Consider the following 12,767-nt stretch of genomic DNA (forward strand, 5'->3'; position numbering starts at 1 on the left):
AGATCACTTTCCGCGCTCAGTGCAAGTAGGAGGCCCCGTTGACGTCCAGCACTGCGCCCGAGGTCCAGGTGGCTTCCGGAGAGGCGAGGTAGCGGACGGCCGCCGCGATCTCGACCGGCTCGGCGACGCGGCCGAAGGGGCTCTGGGCCTCGACCTCCGCAGTGACGCGGTGGGCCACGCGCTCGGTCGCGACGAATCCGGGGGCGACCGACGCGACGGCGATTCCGTGCGGCGCCAGCGACACCGCCAGCGACTGGCCCAGCGCCTGCACGGCCGCCTTGGTCGCGCCGTAGGCGGGATGATCGGGTTCGCCGCGGGATGCACCGCGTGAGCCGATGTTGACGATGCGACCGGCGATGCCGCGCTCGATCATGTGGCGGGCGACGCAGTAGCTGACGTTCGCGGTGCCGAGCAGGTTCACGGAGACGGTCTGCTCCCAGATCCGCTGCCACTCGTCGTAGGCGGTGCTCGGCAGCGGGTGCGGCAGGTTCAGCGCGGCGTTGTTGACGAGGACCTCGACGGCGCCGAGCCCGTCGACGGCGGCGGCCACGATCGCTTCGGCCGCGGACGGCGAGCCGACGTCGCCGTGCACCAGCAGGTGACCGGAGCCGGGCAGCCCGCGCAGCGTCTCCCCGGCGTCGGCCCGCCGCGACGCGTAGTGCACCGCCACCCGGTCGCCCTGTTCGGCGAACATGGTCGCGATCGCCCGGCCTATCCCCCGCGACGCCCCCGTCACCAGCACCGCCCGGCTCATCCCTCGATCACCATGCTCCGAGCTTGCCATGTCGCGGCCACTGCCGTGTTGCACGCGGTGCCACAACGGATCTCGTCGCAACGGCCGCCCGCGATCCGCCGCGGCGACGGCCGCCGCACGCCCACCGGCGGACTGGGCGGCGCCCCTGATCCGGGATGGCGACAGGGCGAGGCCGAATCCGCGCGGCAGAGGAGCCAACCGTGCCCGCCGAGGGCGGATCTACGCGACATGGGTGCGGGCGTGATGTAGGTCATTGCCGCTGGAGTGTCACAAAACGGTGGGGGTCGGCGTCTGGTGGGTGACATAGTCGAGAGCGAAGAGACAGGAGCCACCCATGGCCAGCACGTTGCCGCGGACCGAGGACGGCGGACCCGACGCCGCCACTGCGGCGTTCGTCGCCCACCGCAACCTGCTCTTCACCGTCGCCTACGAGATGCTCGGCTCGGCCGCCGACGCCGAGGACGTCCTGCAGGAGACCTGGCTGCGGTGGGTGGGCGTCGACTTGGCCGAGGTGCGGGATCGGCGTGCGTACCTCGTTCGGATCACCACCCGTCAGGCGCTGATCCGGTTGCGTACGCTCGGCCGCCGCAAGGAGTCCTACGTCGGTCCGTGGCTGCCCGAGCCGCTGCTGACCTCGCCCGATGTGGCCGAGGATGTGGAGCTGGCCGACAGCGTCTCGATGGCGATGCTGTTGGTGCTCGAGACGCTCACGCCGACCGAGCGCGCTGTGTTCGTGCTGCGCGAGGTGTTCGACGTGGGGTACGACGAGATCGCCGAGGCCGTCGACAAGAGCCCGGCCGCGGTCCGCCAGATCGCCCATCGCGCGCGGGAACACGTCGCCGCGCGCAGGCCGCGCGGTGTCGTTTCGCCGGCCGAGACCCGCGATGCGCTCGAAGCGTTTCAGCGGGCGATCCAGACGGGCGATTTGCAGAGTCTGGTCGACATTCTCGCGCCGGACGTCGTTCTGCTGGGCGACGGTGGTGGCGTCGTGCAAGCCGTGCAGCGGCCCGTCGTCGGGGCGAACCGGGTCGCGCGATTGCTCGGCGTGGGCTTGGGTCGGGTCGACGCGGAGGTGTCGGTCGAGCAGGTGCAGGTCAACGGCTGGCCCGCGCTGCTCGTCCGGTTCGACGACGAGCTCGACAGTGTCGTCGCGGTACGGATCGACGACGGCTTGATCACCGGGCTCTACGTCGTGCGCAATCCCGCGAAGCTGTCGCATGTGCGGCGCGAGAACGCGGTGAGCCGGTGAGTCGCTGGGGGTCGTCGTCGAGAGCCGGGGCGTCGCCGACACATTCGCGCCGATAGCTCGACGGGTTGCCTAGTCGGCGGCCACCGGCAGCCCCCCGAGTCTCCGCAGCGCCCGCTCGGACGCGGAACCCGGTTCGGCGGCGAACAGGTCGAGCCCGCAGCACGACGGCGCGTCGGGCAGTGCGACGAGTTCGCGGTGCAGCGTGAGTTCTCCCGCGATCGGGTGGTGCAGCACGTACGTCCCCGACCGGAGCCGCGCGACGGAGTGCTCCGACCACATCCGCGCGAAATCCGTGCTGAGTTCACGCATCTGCTCGATGTGTGCCGCGAGATCGCGGTCGCCGCGGTGCCGTCCGAGCAGCACGCGCAGGTGCGCCACGTGCTCGCGTGCCGCTCGCGTCCACTCGGCGCGGTGCAGGTCGCGCAGGTAGGGCTCGGTGAACAGTAGGTGCGACAGCGTGCGGCGGTCGTCCGGCAGAGCGGGAAAGTCGCCGAACACCGCAACCGCGAGGTCGTTCCAGCCGACGATCTGGGTGTGCCTGCCGACCAGCAACGCCGGTGTCATCACGAACGACTTCAGCAGGTAGCGCAAGCCCGCGAGCGCGTCCGGCGCGGCCGTGTCCTCCGCACATGGCTCGGGGCGCCTGGCGATCCGGTGCAGGTAGGCCAATTCGTCGGTGTCCAGGCGCAGTGCCGTGCCGATCGCGTTCAACGCCTCGTTCGAGACACTCTCGCTTCTGCCCTGTTCCAGGCGCGTGTAGTGCGCGATGCTGACGCCAGCGACCCGCGCCAACTCCTCCCGCCGCAGACCGGCGACCCGGCGCACTCCCCCGTAGTCGCGCAGCCTGACGTCCTCCGGGCGCAGGCGCGCGCGGCGCGATTTGAGGAACTCGCTCAGCTCTGTCCGGTCGTCCACGGGACAACGCTACGCCCGAGCGCGGCGGGTGATCACGCCGTGAGTACGCAAGATTCGGGCCTGGTGGGGTGATCGTGGCGGTTCCATGCTGTCAGACGAGCCAGGCGCCTCACGCCCTCGCCGGTTCCGGTATCCACACCAACGAATGGAGAAGCTGTGCCGCACACCCTCGGACTCATCGGCAGCGGAATGATCGGTTCTTCCGTTGCCCGGCTTGCCGTTTCGGCCGGAATCAAGGTCCTCTTGAGTAATTCACGAGAGCCCGAGACCCTCGCCGACCTGGTCGCCGAACTCGGCCCGCGCGCCCGAGCGGCCACCCCGGCGGAAGCGGCGCGTGCCGCGGATTTGGTCGTCGCCGCCATCCCCCTCACCGCCTTCGCACATCTCCCCGCCGCCGCACTGTCCGGCAAAACGGTGCTGGACACGGCCAACTACTACCCCGAGCGCGACGGTCACCTGACCGAACTCGACACGGCCACACTGACTTCCAGCGCCCTCCTCCAGCACCATCTTCCCGAAGCCCGCGTCGTCAAGGCATTCAACAACATCACGCCGCACCAACTGGTCTCCCTCGGCCGCCCCGCGAACGCACCGGACCGCAGCGCCCTACCCATCGCCGGCGACTACGCCGACGCCAAAACCGAAGCCACCCGGTTGCTGAACATCCTCGGTTACGACGCAGTGGACATCGGCCCCCTCGCCACCAGCTGGCGCAGCGAACCCAACACCCCGGCCTACATCGAGCCCTACCTCGGCGAGCGCCCCGCGATGAACCTCGAGGAGTTCTTCCGTTGGACGCAACAAACCCCCGGCGTCCCCGTCCCCGCAGCACGAATCGCCGAACTCGTCAGAACCGCGGTCCGCCAAAAGCCGGGCGAGGCCAAACTCCCGAGCGCCGACTGACGCGTAAGCACTGCGTGCACCTCTCGGGTCGAGGTCGGTCAGCCGGTCGTGAAAGGTCGCTTTCCAGCGCGGGGCATCGCGCGTAGGTAAATCGTCCGGCGTCGAGGCGGAAATCGGTCAGTCGATGGCGGGAGCGCCCGCGTCCGCTGCGGCCTCATCGACCGCGAGGAGCTCCGAACAGACTCGTTCAACGGTCGTGTCCAAGCTCCACGTAGCCTGGATCCGCGTCTCGTTCACGAACGGCAATGGTTGCCAGCCGCGGTACCACGAGCGCATGTCCGCAACCGTGAACTCGGCTGACTGCGGCCGGTTCTCGTGGCGCCGCGCGGTTTCCTCGAATGTCAGATCCCAGGCGTAGAAGTGCGATCGGTACGCACGCCGTTGCCCTCGTAGTCGAAGTCGCCGTGGCGCAGCCCCTTCACGATCGCGGTGATCTCCTGTTCGCGCGCGAAGTCCACCAACAGCCCCGGCCAGGACGCCACCCGCACGTTGCCGATGTAGGCAGTGACCTCGCGCAGCATCTCGATGCGCTCGTCGATGGTGAACATCGTCTTCTTGTTCGAGTTGACCATGACCGTGACCACGAGCTCGTCGAACTGAGCTGCCGCCCGCTCGAATACGTTGATATGGCCATTGGTCACCGGGTCGAAAGACCCGGTGCACAGGGCTTTTGACATGGTTACAGAAGCTACACGGACGGCGTCGTGTCGCAGGCCGGGGTCTGGCCGCTATCGAGCCCGCCTACGTCCTCGGCCTCGCCGCCGGCGCCCTCACCCTCAGCGACGCCCGCACCCTCGGACTGATCGAGATCGACGGCGACGAGTCCGTCGTCCGCGCCGTCTTCGCCGCCTGACAGGACCGCTGCGTCAGCCGCGCGGTGTCAGCATCTCGTGGAGATACCGCACCAGGTGTGTCCGGGCGGCGCGGCACCTTCATGCCGCGACACCGCCCATCGACATCTCCATTCGCCTGCCGCCGAAGCGGTTTCGCATGGCGCGATCGTGGGTCACCACCACGACCGCGCCGGGATAGTCCGCGAGCGCGGCCTCCAATTCCTCCACCAGGGCCGGGGCGAGGTGGTTGGTCGGCTCGTCGAGCAGCAGCAGGTCGGCGGGTTCGGCGACGAGCCGGGCCAGTTCGAGCCTGCGGCGCATGCCGTAGGACAGTTCGCCGAGGCGCAGCCGCAGTTCCGCGGGACGGAACAGTCCCATGGCCAGCAGAGTGTCGGCGTGTTCGTCCGGGTGCCCGAGGCGACCAAGCGCGAACGCCTCCAGCACCGTCAGCCGCGGCGGCCACGGCAGTTCCTCCTGCCGCAGGAAACCGACGCGCCCCGCGACCCGCACCGACCCTCGGTCGGGTGCGAGCTCACCGGCGAGGACCCGAAGCAGGGTGCTCTTGCCCGCACCGTTGGGTCCGGTGACGAGCAGCCGTTCTCCGTCGGCGATGCGCAGCCCGTCGAGCCGCAGCCTGCCCTCGACGATGATGTCGGCGAGTTCCACTATCGGACCGGGCATTTCGAGCTCGCTCGCCCGGGCGAGGTCGGCGCCGAACCGCAGCGGATCCGGCGGTGCGGAGACCGGGTTGTCGGTCAGCCGCGCGACCCGCTCCTTGGCGTTGCGGATCCGCGACATCGCACCGTGGTCGCGCCCGCGCGCGCGAAACGGTCCCGCGGCGAACACCGCGAGCGGCAGTTTGCGCGGAATCGCCTCGAGGCGAACGACATTGGACTCGGCCAAGCGACGGTTCCTGACCAGCTCGGCCTTCCAGTCGGCGTACTCCTGCTCGCGGCGACGACGCTGCGCGGCCTTGGCAGCGAGGTAACCCGCGTAGCCGTCGCCGTGCCGGGTCACCGCGCCTTCGGCCACCTCCAGGATGGTTGAGGTGATGCGTTGCAAGAACACCCGATCGTGGGTCACCGCGACGACGGTGCCGCGATGCCCGCGCAGGTGTTGTTCGAGCCACGCCACGGCTCGGTCGTCCAGGTCGTTGGTCGGCTCGTCGAGCAGCAGCAGTTCCGGCGCGGCCGCGAGGGTCGCGGCCAACGCCAGCCGGGATCGTTCACCGCCGGACAGGGTGTCCAGCCGTCGTGAGCGATCCAGGCCGGGCAGACCGAGGCCGGTGAGCGCGATGTCGACGCGGGTGTCGGCATGGTAGCCGCCGCGAGCCTCGAAGCGGGCGAGCAATTCGCCGTAGGCGTCGAGCTGTTCCTCGACGGGACCTGGTCGTGCGAGCGCCGCCTCCGCGGCCCGCAGTCGGTCCTCGAGCTCGCGCAGGTCGGCCAGCGCCAGGTCGATCGCGTCGGCCACCGTTGCCGCTCCCGGGAGTTCGAGAGTCTGTGCGAGATAACCGATTCCATCGGGAGCGGTGACGGTCACCGTCCCGTTGTCCGGCCGTTCGCGCCCGGCGATGACCTTCAGCAGCGTCGATTTGCCCGACCCGTTGTCGCCGATGATGCCGACGGTCTCGCCTGGCTTGATGGTCAGCGAGACCTGGTCGAGCACGATCCGTTCGTCGTAGCGTTTGGTGACGTCGGAGAGGGTGAGTTGAGCAGCGGTAAGCATGGGCGACCTCCTGTTCTCGGCCGATCGGCCGGATCGATGGGGAACCCGCACACGAGGACACGACCGCGACAGCGGCATGCGGAGTGCGGGGATTACCGACGCGGAGCGAGGCTCGACGCGTGCGGCGCGATCACGAGAACAGAAAAATCAAACCCATGAGGTTTGCCAAGTTAGCGGCCCAATCCCTCTGGCGTCAACCCTCTTTCACAGGCTCCGGATTACGCCACGCCGGTACGCGCAGGTAGGTGACCGCCCGCAACAGCCATTCCACCGGGCCGTACCGGTGGTCGCGCAACCACCACGCGCTGAGCACGAGCTGCGCCGCGTAGGTGAGCAGCGCCAGTCCGATCACCCCGGCGGGCGGCACCTTGTCGGCGAGCGCGAATCCGTAACCGGTGTAGAGCACCATCAACACGACCGACTGCCCGATGTAGTTCGAGGCCGCCATCCGTCCAGCGGGTGCGAGCCGGGCGATCACCCGCTCGGTGCGCGGCGCACGGGCGAGCAACACGATGCCCGCGATGTAGGCGAAGGTCATCACCGGATTCACCAACTCCTGCACCCCGACCCACCACCACGGCCCGTGCAACCGGCCGACCGAGATCGCGAACGTCACCGCCGAGATCGGCACACCGATCCCCAGCCCGATCGCCAGTACGCGCGGCGCCCATCGATCCAGTGTCTGGCCGTCCTCGAACAAGCCCCGTTTACCCGCGGCCATGCCGATCAGGAACAGCCCGAGGCTTGTCACTCCCTGCGCCAGAAAGGTCAGCAACAGAAAGAGCGGCGCGTAGGACAGTTGCGTGTCGAGGGTGTCGGCGAAACCACCGGTGTAGCCCTCGCGCATCGCGGGCAGGTCGATGAACTTCGCCAGCTCCTGGTACATGTCGCCGCCGGACGCCGGCGCGAACGCCCACAGACACCACAGCGAGTACAGCACGCTTCCGGTGATCAGCGCGGTGCGCGGCCGCAGCTTCCGCAACAGGATCAGGACCAGGCACAGCATCGCGTACAGGGTCAGGATGTCGCCGATCCAGAGCAGGAAGACGTGCGCGAGCCCGATCGCCGTCAGCGCCGCGCACCGCCGCAGCAGTCGCGCGTTGGCCGACGCCCCCGCCCGCTGCGCCGCCGCGATCTGCAGGGTGAAGGAGTAGCCGAACAGGAACGCGAACAGCAGGTAGAACCGTCCGGCGAACAGCGCGTCCACGACACCGGTGACGAGGTGGTCGACGGTGCCCTGATAATGCTCGCGCGGTTGGTCTCGGGTTCCGTCGAACGACCACAGCACCGTGGCGACGGTGGCATTGGTGATCAGAATTCCGAACAGCGCGAAACCGCGCAGGATGTCTAGTTCCGCGATCCGCCGTCCGGTGGTCGCGGCGGGCAGCACGGATTCGGTAGCACCGGACATGATTCGACGCTAACGGTCGCACCGGCGCGCACGCGTCCTCCGTCGGAGGGATTCGGGAACCGGCCGAAATCCGGCCGGTTCGCGACCTCCGGCGTATTGACCACGCGGGATCGGACGCGTCAGCCCAGATCCGCGACCTCCAGGTAGATCTGGCGTTCGACCGCGAGTTCGGCGAGGAACCCCTGCGCACCGCCGGCCGACGGCGTGGCGCGGAACGCCGCGACCGCGATCTCCCCGGTCCGCAGGCGCTGACCGTGGAACTCGCGCTGTCCCAAGATGATCGGCTGCGCGGTGTCGAAGCCGCGCTCGTGCACGTCGTCGGACAACCGCCTGCCGAGCATGTCGGTGACCGTGCCGGGGATGAGGCGTACGGCAACGATCTGATCGAAGCTGGGCCGCCGCGCGATGCGGTGCGCGAGATACAGCCGACCGGGACGGCCGAAGCACAGATGCGTCAGCAGCTCGTCACCGCCGTACGGCTGGAGTTCGGCGAAGTACACGACGTTGTGGACCGTGGCCACGACATCGCGCGCGACGATCGGCCCGCCGCGTTCCAGATGCCCCCGGTACAGGGTGCCGCGCAACTCGGTGCGCGGCCGATCGCCGTGCGGATTCAGCTCCGTGAGCGGGAAGAACTCGGGTTCGAAGGTGTGGAATCCCTCATAACCGATCCTGCGGTCGGCGCCCAGCGCGCGGCGTCCGTGCTCGTCGAGCTCGACCGCGAGCAGCACCTGGAAGTTGTGCCGCGCCTCGAACGTCGGCAGATACGACAGGTAGCAGTCCACGCCCGTGCCGAACACCAGCATCGCGTGCGTGCCGGTGGCCTCCACCGTGGCGCTCGATCGCTCGATCGCGTGGGTGTGTATGCCGAACATCGATGGGGCTCCTCTCTCTCCAACCCCTATAGATAGGGAGAGTGGCACCAAACCCGGTCACAGCCACGAGTGCCGGGCTACTCGATTCCCCGTGTTCCGGCTACTCGCCGGGGCCGCTCCGTGCGCTGCGCGCTCGGGCCCTCGGTCACACTTCCGTTTACACTTGGATCATCGTCGCGACCCGCCCGAACGCAACATCTCAGTTATAGGACTGGGTGACCCCGTCGAGCAGATGTTCCATGGTCTCGAACGTCGGCGCGTCGACAACATCGATCATATTCGCGGGCACCGACACCTTGTTCTCCGCGGTGACCTGCGCGAATTGCGCCGCGTCTCCGGTGCGGAAGCCGTGTTCGGCGGCCAGCCGCTGCAGCTCCGGATCGGTGGACAGCAGGCGGCCGAGCCGATCGCCGGACTCGTCCAGCGGCACCAGCGTGTGGGTGGACAGGACCGTCGGCGACGGGTAGGTCAGCACCATGTCCGGCTTCAGCTGTCCCTGCACGGCCGCCTCGACGAACTGGGCTTCGTAGATCATCACCAGCGGCGTCGGCCCCATCCCCGCGGTGAGGTACTCCTGGAATGGGCCCGCGCTCGAGTTCTCCGCGTAACCCTGGCCGGTGAACAGCCGCGAGACGATCGGCAGCACCCGCTTCTCGGCGTCCGCCCCCTGCACGACCGCGCGATCGTTGGCCACGAACCCGGCGATGGCCAGGTACATCGCGGCGGAGTTGGAGGTCCGCGGGTCGGTGGTGGAGACCAGGATGTTCTTGCGCACCGGGTAGGTGGTGTTGTCGGGTAGGTGCGCCCATTCGGTGTTGCGGCCGACCAGTTCGAGGTAGCGGCCCATGTCGAAGGTCGGCACCGGGCCGGGCCGCACGACGCCCGCCGCGGTCAGCAGGTCGGCGATCGGACGGAAGGTGGCGATCGCCATCGGCGAGGCGAACGGCGTGTACTTGGTGGCGACGTTGTGTGCGCGTTGGATCCGCTCGGCGGCGGGCGCGCTGGAGGGGAACGCGAAGCTGTGGTTCGCCAGGTCGATCGAGGCGATCTGGCGGGAACCCGCGGGCTCGACCTCGGCCTTCAGCCCGTGCCGGGCGAGGGCTTCGACTACGCGGGGGTCTTCGAAGAACGCCATTTTCTCCGAACCCACGACGCCGTGCACGGTGGTGAGCGCCGGAGCCGAAGCCGCCGACGGGGCGGAGTCGGGCTGGCGAACCACCAGCACGACGACCAGCAGCGCGACAACGGCCAGCGCGCCGCCGAGCAGCGCGAGTTTGTTGTTCAGCGGGAACTGCCGTAGCCGGGCGGTGAGATCCGGACGTTCGCTGGTCGCCGGAGCGGTCGCGACTCGTTCGGCCGGGGCGACTTCGGATTCGGGTTCCAGCTCTCTACGCACGATCCGTTCGACGAGGATCGGCACGAACTCCCGCACGGGCCGTCCGTCGAAACGCTGCCGCGCCGAGCCGATCGCGGTCTGGATCTGCTCGGCGGAATGGGTTTCGGTGTAGTTCTCGACCAGACTGTCGGTCAACCGGCGGATCGCCTGTTCTTCGCGGACGGTGTCGACAGCCACCAGCTCTCCTCGATGTGCTTCGGTCGGATCTCGCGACAGCATTCGGGCACCTGCGCGCGCCGAAACCATACCGGCATTTCGGCGAGGCCGACACTCCTCGCAAACGTGCGGATGAGGCAATTCGGCTGCGCGTGAACGCATCTCGATGCGTGTCACCGACGACCGACTTCACTGTCGCGGCGCAGGTCAGCGCCCATGCACTCGCCTCGCGAGACACTTTCGGGCCCAGTTCTCCGCCGCCCCAACACAAGTCACGCCGCCACGGCGGCAAACATAGAGTTCAACCCGGCATCGGCTGCGCGCCACCGAGTGTTGTGCCGCGGTTCACCGACCGACCGCGGCCTACGCCGAGCCTTGGTACTCCCCCACCATGGCGCGGATATCGGGCAGGTTTCCGATTCGCTGGGCGACGGTGCGGCCGGGGGCGTCGGTTTGCGGGGATCCGGTGGCGCGGAGCAGCTCGCGCAGCTGCGCCGGGTCGCGTCGGCCGGAATCGGCGGTGATACCCAGGTAGCAGGCGAGCGCACCGACGACGATCGGGGACGCGCTCGAGGTGCCGCTGAATTCGTCGGTGTACCAGTAGTCTTCGTCGCCGCCGCCCTGTAGGTCGCCGTAGCCGGTGGTGGTCACCTCGCGTCCCCAGCCTTGGGCGTCCACGCGCGAGCCGTAGTTGGAGAAGGCCAGTCGTGACCGGGCCGGGCCGTGGTCGCGGCCGTGCGTGCCGGGTGGCGGTGCGCCCGCGCCGACCAGCACCGCGCCGGAATCGGCGGCCCCACCGCGGAACGGGTTGCGCCACGTTTCCGGGAAACCGTCCGGGCGGGCGTCGTAGAGCGCCGCGTCGAGGTCCTCGCCGCCGTTGCCCGCCGCTTCCACCACGACGACGCCGCGTGCGGTGGCGTAGCGGATGGCGGCGAGGTCGTCGGGCCACCATTCGATGGCGATGTAGCCCAGCTGGTCGGGGCGGCTCTGGTAGTTGCGGCGCGGACCGGGCCGGTGCAGTTCGAGGAGGATGATGTCGCCGGGGTTCAACGCGTCGGCGGCGGTGCGGATCGCCGTGGCCGAGCCGGGACCGAACACCGAGACGGCGCGGATGGTGGCCTCTGGCGCGATGCCGGTGATACCGAAAGCGTTGACGTCGCCGCTGATTTCCCCCGCCACCGCAGTGCCGTGGTTGCGCCAGCCCGGGTCGGCGGCGGGTTCGCCGCCGATGACGCCGCCCTGATTCTGGGTGAGGTCCTCGTGGGTGAAGCGCCACGCGCCTTCGATGTCGATCACCCGCACGCCCGTTCCGCGCCCACCGGGCCTGCCCCACGCCCAGCGGGCGTCGATTCCGGTCGGCGCGGCGTCCAGATAGCCTTGCCTGGCTTGGTAATCCGGTGTCACCGCGGGCGCGGCGGCCGTCGAGACGGACACCGTGGACAGCGGTGCGATGGGCGGTTCCGCCGGTGGTTTGACGTACGCGCCGGCCACCGCGTCGTCATCCCGCAACTGTTCGGCAACCGCTTCTAGGTCGTCGGCGACGCCGAGCACGGCGAAGTAGTTCAGGTAGTGCGCGCCGATCGATTCCTGGTCGGTGCCGCGCAACCGCCCCGGCAGCCGATCGGCGGGGCCGAAAATGGGAGACAGCCGGGCACCGCCGGGCAGTGCCGCTTGGAGATGGGATCGACCGGCGGCGCTGTCTCGCAAGGCGATCGGGCCGATGGGACGCGCCGCGCCGTGGGTGACGACGATGAGTTCCGCCGGCGATCGCGTCGAACCCGGTACCGGTGGCCGTGCCGAACTACGCCGCTGATCCGTGGGTGCCATAGAGACAGTGAACCGGTTGCGCGGGCGACCCGCCAGTTCAACTGCGCGGCAGCGGCACTCGCGCCACGCCCGGCACCCGCACCGTGCTGCCGCGACCGATGCCGGATAGTGCGATCTCCAACCCGCCGAGCACCGCGAGGCATCCGCCGACGAGCAGTCCGAGGGTGTCGATTTCCTCGAGCGGCAGGACGAGCACGACGATGCCGACGATCATCGTGAACAGCCCGAACAGTTCGTGCCGCCCGGCGTCGGAGAGCCGCTCGTCGTCCCATGCCGCCACGGTGGCCTGGGTGATGCCGCGGATGGTCCAGCTCAGCCCGACCCACATGGCCAGCAGCAGCACGGAATTGCCGCCGCGCAGACACGTTACGGCCATCAGCACCGAGAGCAGTCCGCTGACGAACACCAGCGACCGCAGCGGCATCGCGAAGCGCGCGCCGACCGCGAGCCACAGCTGCGCGGCTCCGGAGGCCAGTAGATACAGGCCGAACAACAGCTCCAGCGTCGGCACGGATTTCTCCGGCCAGACCGCGACAAGCACGCCGAGGGCGACGGAGCAGACACCCACGACCAGAATCGCCTCCCGTCCCCCGCGGACCCGCGACTCCACACGCCCCTCACCATCGTTTCCGGGCATAGCTCCATGATATGACCGCAAGACATGGTTAGCCTGAAGTTTGCTCATTTTGCGGACCGGTCCCGTAGATACGGGACCGTGGA

At 69.0% G+C, this 12,767-nt stretch carries 11 protein-coding genes and 1 pseudogene; 3 read left to right on the forward strand and 9 right to left on the reverse strand.

All coding sequences use genetic code 11. From position 1 onward, the window contains the following. Positions 1-16: 16 nt before the first annotated feature. Positions 17-754: an SDR family NAD(P)-dependent oxidoreductase gene (locus FB390_RS23895; protein ID WP_141810962.1), complete on the reverse strand. Its 738-nt coding sequence runs from the start codon at positions 752-754 to the stop codon at positions 17-19. A gap of 334 nt (positions 755-1,088) precedes the next feature. On the opposite strand from FB390_RS23895, the gene FB390_RS23900 reads away from it, so the two are divergent. Next, the gene (locus FB390_RS23900; protein ID WP_141810963.1) at positions 1,089-2,003 is read left to right on the forward strand and encodes an RNA polymerase sigma-70 factor; all 915 of its coding nucleotides are present in this window, start codon (positions 1,089-1,091) and stop codon (positions 2,001-2,003) included. A 69-nt stretch (positions 2,004-2,072) separates the two neighbouring features. On the opposite strand, the gene FB390_RS23905 is transcribed toward FB390_RS23900, so the two are convergent. Next, complete coding sequence (locus FB390_RS23905; protein ID WP_141810964.1) at positions 2,073-2,918, reverse strand: helix-turn-helix domain-containing protein; 846 nt, start codon at positions 2,916-2,918, stop codon at positions 2,073-2,075. Positions 2,919-3,074: 156 nt separating this feature from the next. Between FB390_RS23905 and FB390_RS23910 the strand changes: the two genes are divergently transcribed. Next, positions 3,075-3,821, forward strand: a complete 747-nt coding sequence (locus FB390_RS23910) for an NADPH-dependent F420 reductase (RefSeq protein WP_141810965.1) — start codon at positions 3,075-3,077, stop codon at positions 3,819-3,821. 359 nt (positions 3,822-4,180) lie between these two features. On the opposite strand, the pseudogene coaD reads toward FB390_RS23910, so the two are convergent. Next, a pseudogene (gene coaD / locus FB390_RS23915) lies at positions 4,181-4,498 on the reverse strand (pantetheine-phosphate adenylyltransferase); the annotation flags it as partial. On the opposite strand from coaD, the gene FB390_RS23920 reads away from it, so the two are divergent. Further along, positions 4,492-4,674 (forward strand): hypothetical protein, encoded by a 183-nt coding sequence (locus FB390_RS23920; RefSeq protein ID WP_342780429.1) that lies wholly within the window; start codon positions 4,492-4,494, stop codon positions 4,672-4,674. The pseudogene coaD and the gene FB390_RS23920 sit on opposite strands and share 7 nt — an antisense overlap. A 79-nt stretch (positions 4,675-4,753) precedes the next feature. Here the strand turns inward: FB390_RS23920 and FB390_RS23925 are convergent, their stop codons facing one another. From FB390_RS23925 to FB390_RS23950, 6 genes are all read right to left on the reverse strand, one after another. Continuing rightward, positions 4,754-6,382: a TlrC/CarA/OleB/SrmB family ABC-F type ribosomal protection protein gene (locus tag FB390_RS23925; protein ID WP_141810967.1), complete on the reverse strand. Its 1,629-nt coding sequence runs from the start codon at positions 6,380-6,382 to the stop codon at positions 4,754-4,756. 193 nt (positions 6,383-6,575) lie between these two features. Continuing rightward, the gene (locus FB390_RS23930) at positions 6,576-7,793 is read right to left on the reverse strand and encodes a DUF418 domain-containing protein (RefSeq protein WP_141810968.1); all 1,218 of its coding nucleotides are present in this window, start codon (positions 7,791-7,793) and stop codon (positions 6,576-6,578) included. Positions 7,794-7,912: 119 nt separating this feature from the next. Further along, positions 7,913-8,668, reverse strand: a complete 756-nt coding sequence (locus FB390_RS23935; RefSeq protein ID WP_141810969.1) for a hypothetical protein — start codon at positions 8,666-8,668, stop codon at positions 7,913-7,915. A gap of 199 nt (positions 8,669-8,867) precedes the next feature. Further along, entirely contained in the window at positions 8,868-10,241 is a 1,374-nt protein-coding gene (locus FB390_RS23940) for a three-helix bundle dimerization domain-containing protein (protein WP_246124180.1), read from the reverse strand. 342 nt (positions 10,242-10,583) lie between these two features. Beyond that, the gene (locus FB390_RS23945; RefSeq protein ID WP_141810970.1) at positions 10,584-12,047 is read right to left on the reverse strand and encodes a S8 family peptidase; all 1,464 of its coding nucleotides are present in this window, start codon (positions 12,045-12,047) and stop codon (positions 10,584-10,586) included. Positions 12,048-12,084: 37 nt separating this feature from the next. Beyond that, complete coding sequence (locus FB390_RS23950; RefSeq protein WP_141810971.1) at positions 12,085-12,684, reverse strand: DUF308 domain-containing protein; 600 nt, start codon at positions 12,682-12,684, stop codon at positions 12,085-12,087. Between the last annotated feature and the right edge of the window lie 83 nt (positions 12,685-12,767).

Origin of the sequence: Nocardia bhagyanarayanae (assembly GCF_006716565.1) — a bacterium.
Taxonomy (GTDB): Bacteria; Actinomycetota; Actinomycetes; order Mycobacteriales; family Mycobacteriaceae; genus Nocardia; species Nocardia bhagyanarayanae.